This window comes from Irregularibacter muris (assembly GCF_024622505.1).
Classification (GTDB): Bacteria; Bacillota; Clostridia; order Eubacteriales; family Garciellaceae; genus Irregularibacter; species Irregularibacter muris.
Genome location: NZ_JANKAS010000001.1, coordinates 386,331 through 407,294, shown reverse-complemented (window position 1 = coordinate 407,294; position 20,964 = coordinate 386,331). Strand labels below are relative to the sequence as shown.

20 protein-coding genes and 3 pseudogenes are annotated in these 20,964 nt (G+C 33.9%); 7 read left to right on the top strand and 16 right to left on the bottom strand.

Annotated features, from left to right (window positions below):
• Positions 1–19: 19 nt before the first annotated feature.
• Positions 20–931 carry a putative sporulation protein YtxC gene (ytxC, locus tag NSA47_RS01975; RefSeq protein WP_257529171.1) on the bottom strand — a complete coding sequence of 304 codons (912 nt, stop codon included), beginning with the start codon at positions 929–931 and terminating at the stop codon, positions 20–22.
• 337 nt (positions 932–1,268) lie between these two features.
• Here ytxC and NSA47_RS01970 point away from each other — a divergent pair, with 337 nt between their 5' ends.
• Both NSA47_RS01970 and NSA47_RS01965 read left to right on the top strand, forming a co-directional pair.
• Entirely contained in the window at positions 1,269–1,490 is a 222-nt protein-coding gene (locus NSA47_RS01970; protein WP_257529170.1) for a DUF1450 domain-containing protein, read from the top strand.
• 96 nt (positions 1,491–1,586) lie between these two features.
• A complete protein-coding gene (locus tag NSA47_RS01965) occupies positions 1,587–2,318 on the top strand; it encodes an HAD family hydrolase (RefSeq protein ID WP_373370293.1) in 732 nt (243 codons plus the stop codon).
• A gap of 34 nt (positions 2,319–2,352) precedes the next feature.
• Here NSA47_RS01965 and NSA47_RS01960 read toward each other — a convergent pair whose 3' ends face one another.
• On the bottom strand, positions 2,353–2,733 hold the full coding sequence (locus tag NSA47_RS01960; RefSeq protein ID WP_257529246.1) for a DUF4363 family protein: 381 nt from the start codon (positions 2,731–2,733) through the stop codon (positions 2,353–2,355).
• 16 nt (positions 2,734–2,749) lie between these two features.
• Positions 2,750–3,421 (bottom strand): DUF421 domain-containing protein, encoded by a 672-nt coding sequence (locus NSA47_RS01955; RefSeq protein ID WP_257529169.1) that lies wholly within the window; start codon positions 3,419–3,421, stop codon positions 2,750–2,752.
• A 165-nt stretch (positions 3,422–3,586) separates the two neighbouring features.
• Between NSA47_RS01955 and NSA47_RS01950 the strand changes: the two genes are divergently transcribed.
• Positions 3,587–4,009 (top strand): hypothetical protein, encoded by a 423-nt coding sequence (locus tag NSA47_RS01950; protein ID WP_257529168.1) that lies wholly within the window; start codon positions 3,587–3,589, stop codon positions 4,007–4,009.
• A 55-nt stretch (positions 4,010–4,064) separates the two neighbouring features.
• Here the strand turns inward: NSA47_RS01950 and NSA47_RS01945 are convergent, their stop codons facing one another.
• The 9 genes and pseudogenes from NSA47_RS01945 to NSA47_RS01910 all read right to left on the bottom strand — a co-directional run bounded on the left by NSA47_RS01945 (position 4,065) and on the right by NSA47_RS01910 (position 12,792).
• The gene (locus NSA47_RS01945; RefSeq protein WP_257529167.1) at positions 4,065–4,913 is read right to left on the bottom strand and encodes a nitroreductase family protein; all 849 of its coding nucleotides are present in this window, start codon (positions 4,911–4,913) and stop codon (positions 4,065–4,067) included.
• A gap of 301 nt (positions 4,914–5,214) precedes the next feature.
• Positions 5,215–6,189 (bottom strand): molybdopterin-binding protein, encoded by a 975-nt coding sequence (locus NSA47_RS01940; protein WP_257529166.1) that lies wholly within the window; start codon positions 6,187–6,189, stop codon positions 5,215–5,217.
• A 37-nt stretch (positions 6,190–6,226) separates the two neighbouring features.
• Positions 6,227–7,084 carry an aminotransferase class IV gene (locus NSA47_RS01935; protein ID WP_257529164.1) on the bottom strand — a complete coding sequence of 286 codons (858 nt, stop codon included), beginning with the start codon at positions 7,082–7,084 and terminating at the stop codon, positions 6,227–6,229.
• A 455-nt stretch (positions 7,085–7,539) separates the two neighbouring features.
• A complete protein-coding gene (locus tag NSA47_RS01930) occupies positions 7,540–8,688 on the bottom strand; it encodes a TraB/GumN family protein (RefSeq protein WP_257529245.1) in 1,149 nt (382 codons plus the stop codon).
• A gap of 434 nt (positions 8,689–9,122) precedes the next feature.
• A pseudogene (msrA, locus tag NSA47_RS01925) lies at positions 9,123–9,542 on the bottom strand (peptide-methionine (S)-S-oxide reductase MsrA); the annotation flags it as partial.
• 112 nt (positions 9,543–9,654) lie between these two features.
• On the bottom strand, positions 9,655–11,334 hold the full coding sequence (gene recJ / locus NSA47_RS01920) for a single-stranded-DNA-specific exonuclease RecJ (protein ID WP_257529163.1): 1,680 nt from the start codon (positions 11,332–11,334) through the stop codon (positions 9,655–9,657).
• A gap of 79 nt (positions 11,335–11,413) precedes the next feature.
• Positions 11,414–11,509 (bottom strand): hypothetical protein, encoded by a 96-nt coding sequence (locus NSA47_RS15485; protein ID WP_373370292.1) that lies wholly within the window; start codon positions 11,507–11,509, stop codon positions 11,414–11,416.
• A gap of 217 nt (positions 11,510–11,726) precedes the next feature.
• A pseudogene (locus NSA47_RS15480) lies at positions 11,727–12,215 on the bottom strand (TPM domain-containing protein); the annotation flags it as partial.
• Between the two features lie 10 nt (positions 12,216–12,225).
• Complete coding sequence (locus tag NSA47_RS01910) at positions 12,226–12,792, bottom strand: LemA family protein (protein WP_257529161.1); 567 nt, start codon at positions 12,790–12,792, stop codon at positions 12,226–12,228.
• A gap of 372 nt (positions 12,793–13,164) precedes the next feature.
• Here NSA47_RS01910 and NSA47_RS01905 point away from each other — a divergent pair, with 372 nt between their 5' ends.
• Positions 13,165–13,359 carry a DUF1858 domain-containing protein gene (locus NSA47_RS01905; RefSeq protein ID WP_257529160.1) on the top strand — a complete coding sequence of 65 codons (195 nt, stop codon included), beginning with the start codon at positions 13,165–13,167 and terminating at the stop codon, positions 13,357–13,359.
• An 87-nt stretch (positions 13,360–13,446) separates the two neighbouring features.
• Here NSA47_RS01905 and NSA47_RS01900 read toward each other — a convergent pair whose 3' ends face one another.
• Positions 13,447–13,659 carry a hypothetical protein gene (locus NSA47_RS01900; RefSeq protein ID WP_257529159.1) on the bottom strand — a complete coding sequence of 71 codons (213 nt, stop codon included), beginning with the start codon at positions 13,657–13,659 and terminating at the stop codon, positions 13,447–13,449.
• A gap of 318 nt (positions 13,660–13,977) precedes the next feature.
• Here NSA47_RS01900 and NSA47_RS01895 point away from each other — a divergent pair, with 318 nt between their 5' ends.
• Together NSA47_RS01895 and NSA47_RS01890 are read left to right on the top strand one after the other, a co-directional pair.
• Positions 13,978–14,337 carry an ArsR/SmtB family transcription factor gene (locus NSA47_RS01895; RefSeq protein ID WP_257529158.1) on the top strand — a complete coding sequence of 120 codons (360 nt, stop codon included), beginning with the start codon at positions 13,978–13,980 and terminating at the stop codon, positions 14,335–14,337.
• 12 nt (positions 14,338–14,349) lie between these two features.
• The gene (locus tag NSA47_RS01890; protein ID WP_257529157.1) at positions 14,350–16,470 is read left to right on the top strand and encodes a heavy metal translocating P-type ATPase; all 2,121 of its coding nucleotides are present in this window, start codon (positions 14,350–14,352) and stop codon (positions 16,468–16,470) included.
• 20 nt (positions 16,471–16,490) lie between these two features.
• Here the strand turns inward: NSA47_RS01890 and NSA47_RS01885 are convergent, their stop codons facing one another.
• The gene (locus NSA47_RS01885) at positions 16,491–16,847 is read right to left on the bottom strand and encodes a phage holin family protein (protein WP_257529156.1); all 357 of its coding nucleotides are present in this window, start codon (positions 16,845–16,847) and stop codon (positions 16,491–16,493) included.
• A gap of 254 nt (positions 16,848–17,101) precedes the next feature.
• Here NSA47_RS01885 and speD point away from each other — a divergent pair, with 254 nt between their 5' ends.
• Positions 17,102–17,494: an adenosylmethionine decarboxylase gene (gene speD / locus NSA47_RS01880; RefSeq protein WP_257529155.1), complete on the top strand. Its 393-nt coding sequence runs from the start codon at positions 17,102–17,104 to the stop codon at positions 17,492–17,494.
• A 97-nt stretch (positions 17,495–17,591) separates the two neighbouring features.
• Here speD and NSA47_RS01875 read toward each other — a convergent pair.
• Positions 17,592–18,784: pseudogene (locus NSA47_RS01875) on the bottom strand (dicarboxylate/amino acid:cation symporter).
• A 294-nt stretch (positions 18,785–19,078) separates the two neighbouring features.
• Positions 19,079–20,833 carry a B12-binding domain-containing radical SAM protein gene (locus tag NSA47_RS01870; RefSeq protein WP_257529154.1) on the bottom strand — a complete coding sequence of 585 codons (1,755 nt, stop codon included), beginning with the start codon at positions 20,831–20,833 and terminating at the stop codon, positions 19,079–19,081.
• Between the last annotated feature and the right edge of the window lie 131 nt (positions 20,834–20,964).

Here is a 20,964-nt window from a genome sequence, read left to right as displayed (position 1 = left end):
CTGGTTATTATTTTCTTTTCTAGTCTTTTTTAACAATATTCTTATTCATACACATATCACAACCGCTACAAATTATTACTCTTTGGTCAAATACTTTTTGAATGGTTTCCATAATTTCTTTATTATAGGGCTCACCTAAATGATGAATAAAAATTCGAGTAGGGGCAATGGTGATTAAAGAACTGATTAATAAGTCCTCATATTTAATTTCTCCATCTAAAAATTCTGTTGCCAATTCTTCTAAATATTCATTTTTTATAGTTTGATAATTTGCATCTAAAAGAGAAAATTTGTGGCTTTCATCTATTAAAATGTGTAAAGTGTGTATTTTAGGCTCTTGTATGTCTACAAAGTACTGTAATAAACGTATAAATTCATTATATTCCCTTTCCATTAAATAATCTTCTACTGCGACGTCTACTGCATCCTTCAAGTCTTCGATATAATTTTTCAATCGAAAACGTATAAATCCATCAATGATAATTTCATTATAGTTTTCTAAATAGTCTACAATCTCTTCAATCATTTTTACCTTCTTACCTATTTTATATATACTAGTGGAGAAATAAAAACCTTCCTTTTCATTTAAAGATTTAATGGCTAGGTTTAATATGTTTTTTTTCTCCTCCATATTGAAATAATTATATTGCTGTCCTATTATTTTTCCTAAAATTTTGGGTTCTTTGATATTGATAATATAGTCAGCAATGACATTAGCAATATAATGTCTAAATATGTTCAAAGCCTCTAATGGATTTTTTCTATATTCGGCATTTTCTCTTATTTTGCACGTGATTAATTCCATATTCCCTTTTTGATCTATATCCACATCTACTTCTATACATTCTCTTCCTAACAGGTCTACTTCTTCTTCAATATGATCATATATTTTATTGACATCTTCTAAATCTCCAATTGAAAGTTTATGCAAAATTTTTCACTTCCTTTCATATTAGTAGTATATGTTAGCTAAATGACTTTATTCAGTATGGAAAATGTATATATTTCTATTTTTTATTACACATCCATATGTATAAAACAAAACAATTTAAATTGTTTTGTTTTATATTATATGCATGCTTCCTTTTATAGTTTCACTTTATATCCCCTTTGATAAAATTCTCTGGTTACTTTAATTATTTTTTCTTTACATGTCCTTTATTATGGTCATAAGAAATTGTCGTTATATATACCTACAATTTTTGTATAATTATATCCTTTTCAAATATACTATGAACATAGATTTTAATTTAGAAGGAGGGTTGATTATGGATTATGTCATTAAATTTTGCGAAAATAATTTTGTTCATGGAACAGGTGAAACAGCAAGAAGATTGCGAGAAGAAGATAATTATGAAGTGATGATTACCTCTTGTTTAGGTAATTGTTCTGACTGCATTGATATGCCCTATGCTGTGGTCAAAGACACTTTAATATATGCCGATGATGCTGATAGCTTATATGATGAAATTATGGATGCTATTGATTAAAGTGGGTATGCTCCACTTTATTTTTACTTAATAATATTATTTTTATTGATTAATCTATGATGAATGGGGTACAATCATTTAAAATTAGGAAGGGTGATGTCCATGGGAAAAACCGCTGCTTTTTTTGATGTAGATGGCACATTATATAGGGACTCCTTAATGATTGAACACTTCAAGAAGCTCATTAAATATGAGGTATTGGACCCTATTATTTGGCATGGAAGAGCAAGAAGAACTTTTGAAGATTGGGATAAAAGACATGGAAACTATGAAGATTATCTTTTAGAGGTTTCCAAAATATATTTAGATTCCATGAAAGGGTTAAATAAAGATTATTTAGACTTTATTACTAATCAAGTGATTAAACTCAAAGGAGAGCGGGTTTATCGTTTTACAAGAAATAGAATTCTCTACCATCACGAACAGAACCACTTAGTATTTTTCATATCAGGTGCACCAGATTTTTTACTTTCTAAAATGGCCGAAAAATATGAGGTAAAATACTTTAAAGGAACTGAATACCTGTTGGATGAAAATAATAACTTTACTGGGGAAATTAGACAAATGTGGGATTCTCGAAGCAAAACCAAGGCCATTAAGGACTTTATTTCTCTTTATGATATTGATATGAAAAAAAGTTATGCCTATGGGGATACCCATGGGGATTATGACATGCTAAAAATGGTAGGCAATCCTGTAGCCATTAATCCTGTACGAGAATTAGTTATGGATATCCAAAAGGATAGAGAACTTCAACAGAAGATTTCCCTAATCGTGGAACGAAAGGATGTTATCTATCAGATTCCTTCAGATATCCCCATTCTTTAATCAAAAGGCAATCTATAGACTATAGATTGCCTCTTTAAAAGATATTTTCTAAAGTTAATTTTTCTTTTAAATAAATGTCCCTGACTAAAAATCTTATTAGGGATACCTCTACTCGACTTAAATCCTTATTTTCTACTTTAATCAATTCTTTTACTTTATTTAAAGATATCTCTAGTTTATCCATTTCATCATGATCAATAAACATTCTCCAGAGGGGGGATATTTTATCCCATTTTGCCTGAAGCTTATCAAAAACCTTCTTTGCCCCTTGCCAGTTCTCCTTTACCACTTTTTTTTCTAAATCATTAATAATTACCAACATTTCCTCTGAGTTTTTTTCCATTGAATAAGAAAAATAAACACTTAAAATAACAAAAATACAAAGTATGGATAGAGATATCCATAAAATCCGCATTGTTTTCACCTACTTTTTATTTTCTTTTTTGAATGTAAAGTTTCTTTTGTGCATCTACATAGGCTAGTAATACTTCCTTATCCTCTTTAATTCCTTGTTTTTCTAATTCCTTGTCTAACCAACTATCATCACATTGAGTGATTTCCATATTCTTCTTACTTCTAATCCCATCGGCTATTAAAGTAATCGAAAGCCCGTGATAAGTTGGCTTTATATTCATATCCTTAAGGGTTAGGGGCATATTTTCAGCTTTGGGAAGGACACTCAGGTTGCCATCAGGTTCAATAAGAATATACTCTATCTCATGAAGATTAGGATATCCTTGGCTTCTTAAATGTTCTAATAAATCATTGACATTAATCCTTTGTTTTTTTAGTTCATCATATATTAAATCTCCCTTTTGCATAATGATGGAAGGTGTCCCATCGATTATCCTTCTTGCTCTTTCACTTTTTAAAACAAGAGCTGATATCAGTGCTTCCAAAAACAAAAGAGTAATAATAGGGATGATCCCATTGATCAGCGGCATACTAACATTTTCCATAGGTGTAGACGCTAATTCTGCTATTAAAATAGTAATGACCAATTCAAAGGGTTGCAATTCTCCGATCTGCCTTTTCCCCATCATTCTTACCACAAGAACAACAAGTACATACAATATAACAACTCTAAAAAATATAACTAACATTTATTCCTATCCTTTCCCAAATAATCATTTGAAAAATCAACAATATATCTATTAGTAACTTCCCCTTAAATCTATTATTCATACATGGGTATTTTTTAGGTATTTGTCATACTGTGCATTTTTGGGACATACATTTAAGTAATTCATTAATTAGGAGGGAAAATGATGAGTCATTTAAGGCATAAGATGAAGTTAAAATTTCTTCTTCCTCATATCCTACAGGCTGAGTGGAATATTGAAGAAATCCACATTAAAGATTTTATAAAAAAATTTGGATATTGGGCTTGGGAACAATCTATTCCTGCACTAAAAATAGATATCAATAGCAGCTCTAATATTATGGGAGAGGAGGAATCCTTTATCTTGCCCTTAGAAGAAGGAGATGAACAATGCATATTCTTTACCTCCTATAATAGGAAAGTTTTTTGGGTAGAGTATGGACGGAAAATGGACAATGAAATCTTTATCCCCTTTATAAGCTCTGACAGGATTAAGGATTGCCACTTCAAAGAGTGTCCTATTATGCCATTACCTAAAAACCTAGTGCATTCCAAAGCGCTAATGCAAATAAACCAATATGTTTTATAATAATAAATATACATAAAATAAAGAGAGGATCAATTCAATTGATCCTCTCTTTATTTTATAGTGGAAACCATCCCATAATCCTTCTATCTTCAGGTATCCCATATTTTTGTTTTTCCTTATTCAGCTCTCTTATATCTAAATGCCAATACCCTCTTATTCCCTGGTTATGCATCATTTTCTCTATGTATAACATCATAATCCCGCAATCCAATTCATGGTTGTTGTTTATAGATTCTTTTTCAATATAGGCGTCTTCTTTTAACATTGTAAGAATCAACCTATCATCTTCTAAAATAAACTTCCATGGTTGTCTATTTCCCCAAGAAGGTGCGTGTCTCACATAAAAAAACACTTCTTCTAACCCTCTTTGCTGCAATTCTTCAACACTCATAGGTTGATCCCATTGTTTAAAATACACAAGCTTTTCTATGGAACCACGATCAGAAACCGATGTATCTGTTCCAAATATATTGCTCTTAGGATACCCCAGTGCGGCCAGTGCAAGGATTTCTCCTTTTTCCTCTATCCCTATATTTTTCTTTAGATTTTCATTGGTATGAATAATATCCACCCAGCAGCTCCCAATTCCCTTGCGGGATGCCTCTAAAAGCATTTGTTCCATCATATAACCTGCATTTTTAAGATCATTTTCTCCCTCTTGAGATATTAGTACAATATAGTTTGGTGCTTTTATGGCCATACCATGGTAGCCTGCATTTCCCAATAGGTGTTGATAAACCCTTTCCCCATCCTCTACAAAGTGGAAAGATGCCATCACATCCTTGCACAGCCTATCTATGGTTTTTCCATACTCTAAGAGTTGTGAAATCATAGTAGTTTCCAACCCTTTTTCTTTAAATTCTCTTATGGATTTTCTTTCCTCTACTAACTTATGAAACGCCATAATCTTATCCCCTCCTCTATATTATTTTTACACTTTCTTAGTAATTTTAAACAATAATGCTTTAGCCTAGCAAGCTTCATGGTCTTTCCCCAAAGCAAGATCCACATTTCATTAACATTCCCTGTTAAATCATATTGCTTTGCATATATTCTTCTACTTTGCTGGCCAATATTTCTGCATCTCTTCCAGTAAAATATACTCCATCAAAAGTTAGATATCCTCTCTTTTTTCTACCACGCTATCAAATATTAATGATATTTATCTTGAAATTTGCTCTCTCTGGCCACTTTATAAAGTGGTTTTATAATAGTCCTCCATGACCCAAGGCGGCTATGTCTCCAGCTGTTAATTTCTCCCCCACTAATATTCTTGGGAAAGTATGATCTAAAGCAGTTCTATCATGGAATATTGCAGCTGCTGGAATGCCTAAAATAGCAATGTCTCCCAAATATGCCAGCATAAACATAGCTCCCGGAAATACTGGCGAACCATAACTAATTAAGTTGGCTCCTGCTCGTTGTACTCCCTCAGGGGTAACATCATCGGGATCTACTGACATTCCTCCACTAGTAAAAATCAGGTCTACACCAGAGGCTTTCAATTGTAGCACTGCCTCACAAATCTTATTAGAATCATCGGGTACAAAAACAACATCAATAATTTCCCCTGCATATTCCCTTACCTTTCTTCTGAATACTTCTTCAAATTTATCTTCTATTGTACCATGATAAACTTCATTGCCTGTAATAATACATCCTATTTTCAAATTTTGAAAAGGCCATATATTTAAAATATTTCCTTTGCTGGCTACAATATTTTCTACTTGATTAAGTTTTTTCTTATCAATAGTTAGGGGTGTTATTTTAGCTCCCGCTACAAGTGTATTTATATCTACCGCACTATTATTTATTTTGGTGGCCACAGTGATCTGGTCAATAGAATTAATATCCATTAAAGCATCTACATTGATCTTTAAAATACCTTTACTATCTGAGCGTATATTTACCTTTCCTTCCCTTGGGTCATCCAAGATAAGATGCTCTCCTATTATGGTCTCTGCTAACCTCTGGGCTCCTTCCATTTCATGAAGATGGCCTTCTGGAATCTCCAATGTATAAATATGTTCCTTGCCCATGCTTTTTAATAAAGGAATATCTTCTTCCCTTATGACATGCCCCTTTTTAAAAGCTGCTCCCTTAAATTCACCAGGTACAATACGGGTCATATCGTGAGGAATAATCATCCCTATTGCCTCTTCTACCCTTACTTTTTTCAAAATTATCACCTCTAATATTTATTCTTTATACAGCAATTTATAAAAAATTTTTTTCTTGTAAGATTACTTTAGTTTTTTGTATATCCCTCTTCATTTCCTCATTATAAGCTTTAATAAGGGTTTTCATCTGTTGATTTTCCATAGTAGATAATTGTATATCATCAATTGATCCAACAGGCAAAACATCAACAGTGGTTCCCGTAATAAAAGCTCCCAATAAATGTTCCAATTCAGATTTATTGATTAATTCTTCTTTGACCATAATTCCCAATTGTTCACAAAGTCTCATAACATGGGTTCTAGTTACACCTAACAGCACATTTTTACCAGGGGGAGTATATAGTCCATCTTCTTTAATAAAAAACACATTTGATCTACTTCCCTCAGCAATATTGCCCTCTTTATCTGTCAATAATGCCTCGTATGCCCCTTCTCTTTCTCGGGCTTTTTGTACCTGTTCTTTAAAAGATCCACCTAGGGTTTTAATATTGGGGGTTTCCCTTTCCCCATGAAAAAGTATGGTATGAACCCCCTCATTGTAGGCAGACTCTTGTGGGAATTCCCCTTTAATAAAATATGTTAAGAAATGGGGTTTTCCACTTTTACCTTTATCATAAACCAGTTTTACATTAATAGAGCGACAATTGTTCTTTTCTACTAATCTTGTAATTTCATATAATATTTCATCCTTGGATTTACTTAATTTTATTCCCAAGGCCTTTAGAGATTTATGCATCCTATCCATATGTTCTCCAAAAAATAAAGGTATACCTTCAACCACCTTCATCACTTCATAAACAGACTGAGGGCTTATTTCATCAAATATACTCATTTTTTCGGTAGAAACCAGTTCAGAATTCCAAATAAAATAATCCAAAACAGCTTCTTTTTTCACCTGCTTTGCCTCCTTTAATCGCCATATACTCTATTTAAATAACCCTTTACTAAAAATATTATATCTCTTTTTAGCCCATACTACCAATAAAAAACAATATTTATGATGAGACGGGTAACCTAAATGCACTTCGCCTAATGGACGAGTAAATGTAGATTCTATATAATAAACATTTTATTTTTCAAAAAAACCTTGACATTTGTTAATAACCCATATATTATATAAATAAGTAAACGATAATTATTATCAATTGATTACATTTTTCATTGTTTTGTATTGTGCTTATAGAATAAGTATTTTCTTCTTTATTCCTATCACCGAAAATATTAAGCAATAAGCACAACTACTCTCCTCCCGTAATCATTTGATAGTAGAGATGAAAGCATTCATTCATTTCACACAAAACCCCATAAATAAAAAAGAATGCCGGGATACTCTCCTCCCCCGGCATTTTTTTATTTGCCTATAGCTCTAATAAACATGCGAATAACATCCGCTCCACCAATCCAAGTACCAATTACACTCCCTAGATTGGCCAGCATAACTACGAGTAGTATTCTGGTCACTCTATTTTTCCAAAATCCTTTAAAGGAGAATATATCTTGTGCCAGGTTTTCAAAATCTTCTACATTAGGTCTTCTTAAATAGGCCTCGGTCAGCCCAGCAAACCATCCCGCTGCCAATAAAGGATTTAAAGAAGTTATTGGTGCCGCAATAAAGGCTGTTAGAATAGAAAAAACATGGCCAAAAGCTAAAGCAGCCCCAAGAGAAGACAATATTCCATTCCATAATATCCAGCTCACCAACTGATCCTTTCCTGTGGGTGCATCCATTGTGAAAGTAGAAATAATTAATGTAATAATCATTACAGGGATTATCCAGCCTACAATCTGTGTTGCCTTTGACTTTGGTGGTTTTGCGGATAAAACTTCTAAATCATGATGATTATTTATCTCTTTTTTAATTCCGGGGATATGAGCAGCACCTAAAACGGCAACAATTTTTTCTCCGGGTGCATCTTTGATTTTTTGCGCCAGGTATTGATCCCTTTCATCTACCAAATACTTTTTTAATCTAGGGAAACTGCTGGAAAGTTCATTTAACGCTGAATTCAACATATCCTCGGTTTTCATTTTTTCCAAATCTTCTTCACTAATTTCCTCATCACTAAAGATACTAAAGACAATGGAAAATAATAATTTAATCTTTCCCCATAGACCTACACCATTCCAAATACGGGAAAAAGTAATTTGAATATTTCTATCAGCTAACACTAGCTGGGCATCAATTTCTCGGGCAGACTCTATACCTTGTATCATTTCTTGACCGGGTTCAATCCCAAATTGATTCGCCATTTTCTTCTGATAAGTAGACATAATTAAATTCATTAATAATAAAGTCGCTCTTTTTTCTTTTATTATCTTAATGATATCCATGTTCTTCCACTTATTGCCCTCTGAAATAGATTTGTATCTCGCTTCATCTAATTCTATACAAACCGAATCAGGTTGTTCCTCTTGTATGATTTTCTTTACCTCTTCTGCGCTTTGTTTAGATACATGGGCTGTTCCTATTAGCATAATTTCTTTTCCATTTATATTCATGCGGTGAAGATTTTCTCCTGCCACACAATCACCTTACCTTTCCGGCTGTCATACTTTCTAAAGTACGGTCCATTTTTTAATCATAAACTTATTCTATATGACTTTTGAACAAAAATAAAGAAAAAGGCATAGCCATAATAATAATTTTATCCGTTGTGCTAGTTAAATTTCGATTTTCTCATGTTCCAAGGTCAAGAGTTTGTAAATTTGCCTTCAGCAGTATCAAAAACTCGCTACGCTCAAACACTTGATTTAAAACGCTTTCGGCTGCATTAACAAACTCTAAACCTCTGCACAAAGCAAACTCTCCATTTAACGAGCACAACGAGTTAATTTTTGTAAAAAATATAAAGTTAACCTACTGTTTTATTCTTCTTCTATAATATTTCCAATAATGAAAGACCATTGTAAATGGTCTTTCATTATTGGAAATATTATATTCTTATGCCTTTTCTCTCATAAAATTGTTGGTGGTATTCTTCAGCCCTATAAAAAGTTTCAGCGGGTATAATTTGGGTGACTATAGGATTTTTATATCTTCCACTTTCTTCAAGTTTTTTCTTAGAATCTAAGGCTTCTTTTTTTTGTTCTTCGTTGTGATAAAATATCACAGACCTATATTGCGTTCCCCTATCTGCTCCTTGGCTGTTTAGAGTAGTGGGATTATGATTATCCCAAAAAATATCCAACAATTTACCATAAGAGACTTCTTGTGGATTGTACTCTATCTGCACTACTTCAGCATGTCCAGTTTTATTACTGCAAACATCTTCATAGGTAGGATCTTCCAAACTTCCTCCTTCATACCCAACTTGGGTCCCTACTACTCCTGGCACTTTTCTAAAAAGTGCCTCACTTCCCCAGAATCATCCTGCCCCAAAGGTTGCCAATCGCACGAATATCCCTCCTTATTTACTTTATTTCTGTTATTTTATACCCTACTATTGGATTATTCCCATTTATGGCTTATCCTACACGAATATCTTCGATTACCATCTGAGGAGTAATCTTGCCATTGTATTCATTAATTTCTACACAAAAAGCTGCATCTAAAATATTGGGCATACCCAAATGTTGATATCTTGAGGCTAAAGAAAATCCTATCCCGCTCAAAAAAATTTCGTCTTTTTTCCCACTAAATTTTAAATGGGTTTTGTCACTACCACAAGCTTTCGTCCAACTACTATTTACTTGAATATCTCTAAGAATAAAAAGGGGTTTTGGATTGCCCATTCCATAGGGTTCCAGTTTTGAGATTTCTTTTACCAATTCTACATTTAACTCCTGGGCCTGCATCTCGGTAATAATATCCACCTTAGGGACAAAGACGTCAGGGGCTTTCTCTTTAATAGCCCTAGCACGATCATTTAATCTCTTTCTTAATTCCTCTAATTTATCCTCTTCTATAGAAAAACCGCAGGCCATTTCATGCCCACCAAATCCAATAAATAAATCCGACACCTTTTTCATTTCCTCATATATATTTATCCCTCTTATACTTCTTCCACTACCTTTTAAATAACCCTCTTCTCCTTTTGTAACCACCAAGGTAGGTTTGTAGAACAACTCCTTTATTTTCCCTGCAATAATACCAATGACTCCTTCAGAAACCTTGTCCACCCTCAATACCAGAAAATCAGAATCTAGATATTTTTGCTCTACCATTTCCTTACAAATCTTCTCTCCCTCATTTTGTATTCTTTGTCTCTCGCTATTTAATCCATGGAGCTTAATGGCTATTTCTTGAGCCTTCACCTTGTTTTTTTCTAAAAGCAGTTGGACACCTAATTTAGCATCCTCTAGGCGTCCAGCTGCATTAAAACATGGTCCTATGGTAAAGCCAATCCTGCCTGCATTAATTTCCTTATTTTTAAGGCCTGCTATCTCTCTTAATACAGATAACCCTAATCTTTTATTTGAATTGATTATCTTTAAACCATACTTTACCATGGTTCTATTTTCATCTATTAAAGGAACTAGATCAGATATGGTAGCAAGGGTAACTAAATCTAAGGCATGGGACAGTACATTTTTAGGTAAACTTAATGCCCGTTGGAGGGCCTGTGCTAACTTGAAGGCAACTCCACAGCCACATAACTCTTTAAAGGGATAGCTATCCCCCTCCTGTTTTACGTTTACTAAAATGCAGGAGGGCAATTTCTCCGGCGGATTATGGTGATCCGTCACAATAATATCCAACCCTATTTCTTGGGCATATTTTATCTCCTCATAGCAACTTACACCATTATCTACTGTAATAACAAGTTCTCCTTGCATTTCTTCTTTTATATACAAAAGAGCCTCTTTATTTAACCCATAGCCTTCAGAAAATCTATTGGGTATATAATAGTCTATCTTGTCTGTAAAAGTATTAAAAAATTCAACCAAAAGTGCTGTGGAGGTTACTCCATCTACATCATAATCCCCAAATATAATTACTTTGCTTTTCTTATCTAAGTGTTCTATAATTTTTTCTACTGCTTTATCCATGTTTTTTATGGATAAGGGATTATAAGTTTTTTGAGGCTTGTCACTTAAAAATTCTTTTCTTTCCTCGGGGTCGCTAATCCCCTTTGCAACCAAAATATTCTCCACTAGTGATTGACCTTTTTCCCTACTCCCAATAATATTCCATATTTTATCCATTGTCTTCCCCCGCTTTTTACAACCTATTTATAACTGATATGATCACATAAGAGGACAAATAAAGTCACAAGTCCTCTTCTTACTTTAGTCTACCAACCTCCACTGGCACCTCCGCCACCAGAGGAACCACCTCCGCCACGATTTCCGCCTTGGCCTCTACCTCCTCCAAATCCACCTCTTGATGCACCACGAAAAAGAGAGAAAGTGATCATGCCACCGAAAAAAGTAAAATCTATAAAGATAAAGACCAAAATGACTATAGCAATAATTATTTTTTGAATTATCCCTAGTCCCTGTCTTGCCTCTTGGGGTTCCTGCTGTTCTTCAATATAGGGAGATTCCTGAGGGGTAATATCTACTTGATACTCTTCTTGCACTAAATTTATAATCCCTTGAAAACCCTGGAGAATTCCTTGACTATATTGTTGTTGTTGAAAGTTTGGAAGGATATATCTATCCCTGATTTCTCCCGCTCTTCCATCAGGAATAGCCCCCTCCAAACCATAGCCTACCTCAATCCTAACCATTCTTTCCTCTAAGGCCACTAATAACAATACTCCATTATTTTTTTGGGCATCACCAATACCCCAATGGCGATATAATTGATTACTATATTCATCTAAATTCTCTCCTTCAAGAGAATTTATTACAGCCACCACAACCTGTGCCCCTGTCTGTCTAAAAAGTTCTTCATTTGTTTGAACAATATACTGGGCCACCTGGCCATCAATAATATTGGCCTCATCATATACATAAAATTCTTGGGTAGGTGATGGGAGATTTGCTAATGCCTGGGTTTGACTAAAGGGAATGAAGACAAATACCAATAATAAACTAAAGAGAATAGGTAAGAGTATCCTTTTTACTCTTTGTGTTTTCATCCTTTCCCTCCTATTGGAAATTTACTTCTGGAACTTCTTTGTCTTGCTCTGCTATCTCAAAATATTCTCTTCTTTCAAAGCCTAGCATACCCGCAAAAATATTTGTTGGGAATCTCCTTATCTTACTATTAAATACCCTTGCAGACTCATTATAATCCCTTCTAGCCACAGTAATTCTATTTTCTGTACCTGCCAATTCATCCTGTAGACGAATAAAGTTTTCATTGGATTTTAATTCTGGATATCGCTCTACCACTACATTTAATCTGCTTAAAGCTCCAGTTAGTTCTGCATTGGCTTGGGCCGCTTGCTCTGGTGTTGCAGCTGTTTCTAAACGACTTCTAGCTTCTGTTACTCCTATTAAAACATCCTGTTCTTGGGCAGCAAATCCTTTTACAGTATTGACTAAGTTGGGAATTAAATCTGCCCGTCTTTTTAATTGGTTTTCGACTTGAGCCCACTGGGAAGTCACTGTTTCATCTAATTGTGCTAATGAATTATAACTCCCCACTGCCATCATAACTGGTATTAGCACAATGACCAGAATTATTAGTACTACGATTAAAGATTTTTTCATTTTTGACCTCTCCTTTTTATCATAAATCATCATTATTTACTCTTTTATTACTTTTCCCCATTTCTTTAAAATAAACTTTGGTAAAGGATAAGTAATTAAAGTCATTATATTATAAAATACGCAAAAACAAAATTTTTATTTCCTGATCTTTCTATTTTCTATTTAAATATGATGTTAACAAATAGGATATCATAACAATAAGTTTTTGAAAAATTTTTTAAAGTACCCAAAAGAGTACTGGAAATTTCTATAGATAAAAACTTGTTATAGAAAAATATTATGATATAATTACCATGTTAGTTGTATCCTCCCTTATTATGTATAAATAAAAAGGGTAAATTCATACTATAGATAAATATGGAGGTGGAATATATGCAAATTACTAAAGATATGAACATTGTAGAAGTTGTAAATAGCTATCCACGAACTGCAGAAGTATTTCAAGAATTTGGCATGCATTGTTTTGGTTGAATGGCGGCTCGTTTCGAGAATATAGAGCAGGGTGCTCTAGCTCATGGAATAAATGTAGATGAATTAATAGAAGAATTAAATAAAGTAGTAGAATAAGATTAGCCAGATAATAAATAGGGGGCGATACTTAAAAGTATTGCCCCCTATTTATTTTATCCCAGCAATAGATGCTTTCTTATTGTTTTAAAACATTTCTCTATCTATCGACATTCTCTTATCCTTACCACAGATATCACATTGAAAAAGATGCACGCAATAATTAGGATCTGCATTATCTAATCTCTGGGTAATGTTTTTATCCAAATATGCACTATAATCGTCATAAAAGTTTTCTATTGGCCCCTTATCGGTCATTTGACCGTGACAGTTTGGACAAGGGTTAGCCAAATTTTTCAATCCATTGCAAAGAGGACATATCATCTCCATAACTCTCTTCCCTTCTTTAATTTTTACTTGCTTGCTATATCTTCCAATCCTTACAGCTTGTTTGATTTCATTCTATAGCCTTGACACAGCAAGTACAAGTTATTCCATTTTTCTAAGAAATTGCCCCTTTATCTCCTGAGAATCTCCTTTAATTTATATTACCCTAGAAAAAAGCATATATTTATCTTGCGGATTTTTATTTTATTCTGTTGACAAAAACAATTATTGTGCCTATAATAAAATCAAAAATATGAATATATGTTCATATATTAAAACGAGGTGTATATAATGACTAAGAACATTGAGGTCTGTGGTCTTACAGTGGTACATGAAGATATGGTAAAAAAGATTAAAAGTGTATTGCCCAAGGAAGAATGCCTCTATGATTTGGCCGAATTCTTTAAAATTTTTGGAGATTCAACTCGCATTAAAATTATCTTTTCTCTATATAACTCTGAAATGTGTGTTTGCGATTTAGCTGAGGTCATAGGCGTTAGCCAATCGGGTATTTCCCATCAGCTAAGATTGCTAAAACAAATGAAAGTGGTTAAATATCGAAAGGAAGGTCGAGTTGTTTATTATTCTTTAGATGATGATCATATCTATGAAATTCTCAAAGCTGGTTTTGCTCATATTTGTCATATATAGGGGGGAATTAAAATGAGTAGTCAACAGTTATTACTAAAAGGCCTAAATTGTGTTAATTGTGCCTCAAAGATTGAAGAAAACGTGAATAAGATTGATGGAGTAAAAAAAGCCAATATAAATTTCGTCGCAAAAACCCTAAATCTAGAATTAAGGGATGGTAAAAATACAGACGCTGTTTTCAATGAAGTAAAAAGTATTGTAAAAAAATTTGAACCCAGTGTAGAGGTAACAAATAAGAAATCATCTGAAGGGGACCACTCCCATCATCATCATGGTGGTGCATTAAATAAAAATAAATTATTATTATTAGGACTAGGTGTTTTCCTATTTGCCCTAGCTTTGATTTTCCCCTTTGACTTTTGGATTGCCCTACCACTCTTTGTCCTTAGCTATCTTTTAATAGGTGGAGAAGTTCTACTAAGGGCCATAAAAAACATATCCAGAGGTCAAGTTTTTGACGAAAATTTCCTTATGAGTATTGCTACTATAGGTGCTTTCGCCATTGGGCAATTCTCCGAAGGCATCTCGGTTATGCTTTTTTATCAAATAGGCGAGCTTTTTCAAGATTTAGCTGTAGGTCGTTCTCGAAAATCAATTAAGGATCTTATGGATATCAGACCCGATCATGCAAACTTAAAAGTCAATGATGAGATCATTAAGGTAGCTCCTGAAAATATTTATGTAGGAGACTATATCCTAGTGAAACCAGGGGAGAAAGTCCCCCTTGATGGGGTAGTTTCCCATGGTCAATCTATGGTAGATACATCTGCTTTAACCGGAGAGTCAGTACCTAGGAAGATCCAACCTGGCGAAGAGGTACTGGGTGGCTTCATTAATAAAAATGGTGTACTCACGATAAAGGTCACCAAAACCTTTGGGGAGTCCACTGTTTCCAAGGTATTGGATCTAATCGAAAATGCTGGTCATAATAAAGCTAAAACTGAACAATTTATGACTAAATTTTCAAGATACTATACGCCCATAGTTGTTTATGCTGCTTTGGCATTAGCCATCATCCCCCCCTTATTATTGCCCGGAGCGACTTTTCATCAATGGGTTTACCGTTCCTTGGTATTTTTAGTTATTTCTTGCCCCTGTGCCCTGGTAATTTCTATTCCCCTAGGTTTTTTCGGTGGAATAGGTGGGGCCTCCAAGAGAGGAATTTTAGTTAAAGGTGGAAATTATTTAGAAGCTCTAAATAATGTAGATACAGTAGTTATGGATAAAACTGGCACCTTAACTAAAGGAGTCTTTAATGTTATACAAATACAGACAAAGGGAAATATAGATGATGAGGATTTATTAAAATATGCTGCCTATGCAGAAGTACATTCTACTCATCCCATAGCTATTTCTATTGTAAAAAAATATAATCAAGAAATTGACAAAGGTGAAATTACAGATTATAAGGAAATTGCAGGTCAGGGCATTAAAGCTATTGTAATGGGTAAAAAGGTCCTTATAGGCAATGCTAGGCTAATGACCATGGAAGATGTTGAAGACTTTGAAGATACAGCGAAAGTGGAAACTATTGTGCATATTGCCCTTGAAGGAAAATATATTGGCTATATTCTAATTGCTGATGAAATAAAAGAAGATGCAAAAGAAACCATAAAGTCCCTCAAGGAATTAGGGGTAAGGAAAACGGTTATGCTTACTGGGGATAAGGAAGCCATTGGGAAAAAAATTGCCAAAGAAATAGACTTAGACGTAGTTTACACCGATTTACTCCCCAATGAAAAAGTAGAAAAAATGGAAGACCTTGAGAAGAAAAAACAAAGTAAAGGACATTTAATATTTGTAGGTGATGGCATCAATGATGCTCCTGTACTAGCCAGAGCAGATATTGGGGTGGCCATGGGTGGTCTTGGATCAGATGCTGCTATTGAAGCAGCTGACATTGTCCTAATGACCGATGAGCCTTCTAAGCTGATAAGTGCTATTAAAATTGCGAAAAAAACCCGTAAAATTGTTTTTCAAAATATTATCTTTGCCCTAGGTATAAAAACCATTGTTTTGCTGCTGGGTGCATTCGGAGTAGCAACTATGTGGGAGGCAGTCTTTGCTGATGTAGGCGTTTCTCTAATCGCTATATTAAATTCATTAAGGGCATTGAGGGTTAATTCTATTTAACCCTCTTTTTCCCTTATAGATTAATCTAAAACTTTTAGTAAAATAGAATTAATAATACTCATAATGAGTGAACCTATAATGGCCGTGCCTAGTCCTGCTACATATATAGAGGATGACAGGGCACCAGCCAATAAAAGCACAATACCATTAATAACAAACATAAATAATCCTAAAGTAATAATGGTAATAGGTAAGGTGAAAAATACAATAATGGGTTTAATCAATAAGTTAATAAATCCTAAAATCCCTGCCGCCCATAGGGCACCGGTAAATCCTGTTATGGAAATGCCCTCCATTAAATACGAAACAATATATAGTGATACAGCTCCTACCAGCCATTTAGCTAAAATAGAAGACCCTCTTTTTTTTCTAGCCATGCTATTTCTCCCCTTTCCTTTTATTATTCTATTCATAACCATTTTTTTTCGTTCATAAACCTTTATAAGAGAATTTATCTTTTTATTTCATTGATTTTACATATCTTTTATGTTATATTGATTAAAGTAAAAAATGAAACAATTGCTTAAAGGGTTGGGATATCGCTGATCTAACTAGCCTTTCAGGTTGGGTTATCGGTTGTACTAACCTTCCCCCGTGGTGATTGTAAATTATTAAAAAGGGGGAAAGTGCAATGGACACTTATTCAAGACATTGTATTTTAGAATTATGGGATTGCGATGCTAACTTTTTGGATGACAGATTACTTATTGAAAAAGCTATGGTGAATGCCGCTCTAGAGGCTGGAGCAGAGGTTAGAGAGGTGGCCTTCCACAAGTTTGCTCCCCAAGGAGTATCAGGGGTAGTTATTATTTCAGAATCTCACTTAACCATTCATACCTTTCCAGAACAGGGCTATGCAAGTATTGATGTCTTTACCTGTGGTGAACGAATTAATCCAAAAACAGCAGCTTATTTAATTGCAGAAAAATTAGGTTCCAATAAAATTTATGAAATGAATATAGAGCGCGGTACAGGAGAAATGAAACTAGTCGATCAGTTCAAGGATACTTTTAGAACGGCTTAAAAATATTTAGCCCCTATCTTAGAATAAGATAGGGGCTAAATATTTTTTGAATTTAAAAAAGAGATGGATCCCATCTCTTTTTTGGTTTTTTGAAAAATTATGCAACAGTATTGCCAGTGTTTACATTTTTATTGTTTTTAGCTAATTTATCTACAATCATAGCAATGGCCCCATCACCAGTGATATTACATGCTGTTCCAAAGCTATCTTGTGTTAGATAAAGTCCAATCATCAATGCGCATTGTGCTTCTGTAAAGCCTAACATCGTTGTTAATAACCCTAAGGCAGCCATAACTGCTCCCCTGGCACTCCAGGAGCAGCAACCATGGTAACTCCTAGCATTAGGATGAAAGGAAACATAGAACCTAAAGTTGGTGTGATTCCTGAAATCAGCATAACTGCCATTGCGCACATAGTTAAAGTAATTGTGCTTCCAGATAAGTGAATGGTCGCACATAATGGCACAGCAAAATCCGCTACTCCATCAGTTACCCCATTTTTCTTAGTACTTTCCAAAGTAACAGGTATTGTCGCTGCAGAAGATTGAGTTCCAATAGCTGTTAAATAGGCTGGGATCATATTTTTTAAGGATTTTAATGGATTTTTTCCTGAAATACTTCCAGCTGTAAAGAATTGAATCAATATATATATGATGTGTAGTGCAATAACGATAGCAAAAACCTGTCCAAATACTACCATTGTACTAGCTACTTCACCAGCATAGGTCATATTTGCAAATATACCCCCAATATGAATTGGTAATAGTGGAATAATAACCGTTCCAATAACTTTTTCTACAATTTGTTGGAAATCTTTCATTACTCCAAGCATGGATTTATTATTAATCGAAGCCATTCCTAGACCTAAAACGAAAGCAGTGATAAGGGCTGTCATAACTCCCATCATTGGCGGAATTTCTATTTCAAAAAATGCTGCTAATAATGCATGTTCTGGGTTTGAAGCTGTTCCTCCTCCTGAAACAATTCCAGGCAATAATGCAGAACCTACGAAGAATGAAATTGTACCAGCAATAATAGTGGATACATAAGCTAGTCCTGTTGTAATACCTAGAAGTTTTCCAGCTCCCTTTCCTAGATCTGCGATACCTGGAGCCACAAATCCAATAATAATAAATGGAATGATATAATTTAAGAAGTTACCAAAGATGCCGTTAAATGTTGCAAGTAATCTTACTGGCCATTCTGCCCCTGCTACCATGGAGACATAACCAATTAGAATACCCAGTACAAGACCTAAAATCAGTCTTGGAAGTAAACCTAATTTTTTCATTGTTTTTCCTCCTCTTTTTCTTTTTGCAAACGGTTACTTTTGCAAATCTATTTTTACAACCATTATTATAATACCATAATATCCAAAAAAGAACATAGAAAACCTAAATAATCTAATGTTAAAAATTTTCTGTATATTCACAATCTTGTAAATATTCCTTATTGTAGGATCTATTTGAAGTCATCAGAAAGCAATAAGGTCTCCCTACTGAAATAGAAAAGTTTGGTCTGTGGGAGGCATAAGCAACTTTCCTATTTCAGAATAAGACTTTATAAGACTTTTCCCTCTTACATTCTATAAATTAACCCAATCATATAAAGACTTTTGATTGATCTCTCTAGGTTCTTTGGGAAAATGGAACATTAAAATCAATTCTTCAGTTGGTAATAGGCCTTTTTTTATCTTAAGCAATTGTAGAATCTCTCTATCAAACAATTCAAAGTGAACATTTTTATAGATTTCTTTAGGGGTATTATTGATATACTCTGGTAAATACTTTTCTATATTCTTCCCATGTTTTAAGAACTCAAAACTTTTTTCTTTTTTATTCTCAATAATATTTTCTATAAAAAACTCTGGTAAAGGCCCCTTATGAGTTAATAGATAATCAAACTTCAGCAATTCATGAATAATGGAAAAATCTCCAAAGATACTTTTGCAATAATCTAAAAGAATTTTGTATAGATACTTCTGACTATGGAATTGCCGATATAAATCTTTTTCCTCCCAGTATATTGCAAAGTCTTCAAAAAAATCAAAAGGGGATTGATAATGATGCTGTATTAAATAATCTATTGTATAATCAAAAATATGAGCATTACTATATTTCTCTACTAGATCCTCTATTGCCTTTAATTTTAGGATTTCTTCATAGGATATATGATCATTCAATAACACTTCATAGGGGGGATAGGGAGTATATTGGTATCCATATTTCTCATTATCTACCTCAATTCCCGAGCCCTTTAATATTTTTAAGAACCCCAACTGTAGCATATCAGGTTTTAACGCATAGACATCATTAAAGGATTTTTTAAAACATTCATAACTTTCATAGGGCAATCCAGCTATTAAATCCAAGTGTTGATGAATATTTTTATAGGAATGAATACGGTTTACCACATATTCAATCTTTGAAAGGTCATTCTTGCGTCGAATGGCTTCCAATGTAGGAGCATAAGTGGATTGTATCCCTATTTCCAGTTGAAATAAACCCACTGGTGCTTCTTTAAATATGTCTAGCATTTCCTGGTCTATTAAATCCGCCGCTACCTCAAAATGAAAATTCGTGTCCCCTCCCTGGGCAATCAGATACCTAAGTAATTCTTTGGTGCGCTTTTTATCACAATTAAAGGTTCGATCTACAAATTTTACCTGTTTTACCTTTGCATTTATAAAGGTCTTCAATTCCTCTTTTACCCTGCTCAAAGAAAAAAAACTGACTCCCCCAGTGGTAGAAGATAAACAGTATTGGCAATGAAAAGGACATCCTCTACTACTTTCATAGTATATAATTTTATTTTCATAATCAGATAAATCTTCGGGATAGGGAAAGGGAACACTATCTAATTCCTTTAAAGGAGCTCTATCCTTGTTTTCTATAATTTTATCTTGCTGACGATAAATAATCCCCTCAATTTCATGCAGATTTTCCCCGCCAAACTTTATTTCTTCTAACAATTCATAAAAACTAATTTCCCCTTCTCCCTTGACGATATAATCAATTTCCTTTGCTCTATTCATCCAACGAGTACCATAAAAGGTAACCTCTGGTCCTCCTAGTACTATTTTGATACCAGGTTGAATCTTTTTTATCATTCTGACAATTTTCATGCTTTCTTCTATATTCCAAATATAGCAGGAAAATGCCAAAATATTGGCTCTTTTTTTGTAGATTTCTCCTAAGATACTTTGTAGGTTATCATTAATAGTAAACTCACTTATTTCTATATCTATATCTTCTCTATTCCTACAATAGGATTCTAAATATCTGATTGCCAGGTTGGTGTGAATATATTTAGCATTTAGACTAATTAACAATACTTTCATCTTTTCCCCTTCCTTCTTATTGTTATAAGAAAGCGGCCAAAGCCGCACTTATCGTTTCAAAAAATTTGGCCTCTTTGGAGCCTCCTATGTCATAACGAAAAGGAGCAGCAAAGCTGCTCCCTATAAAATTC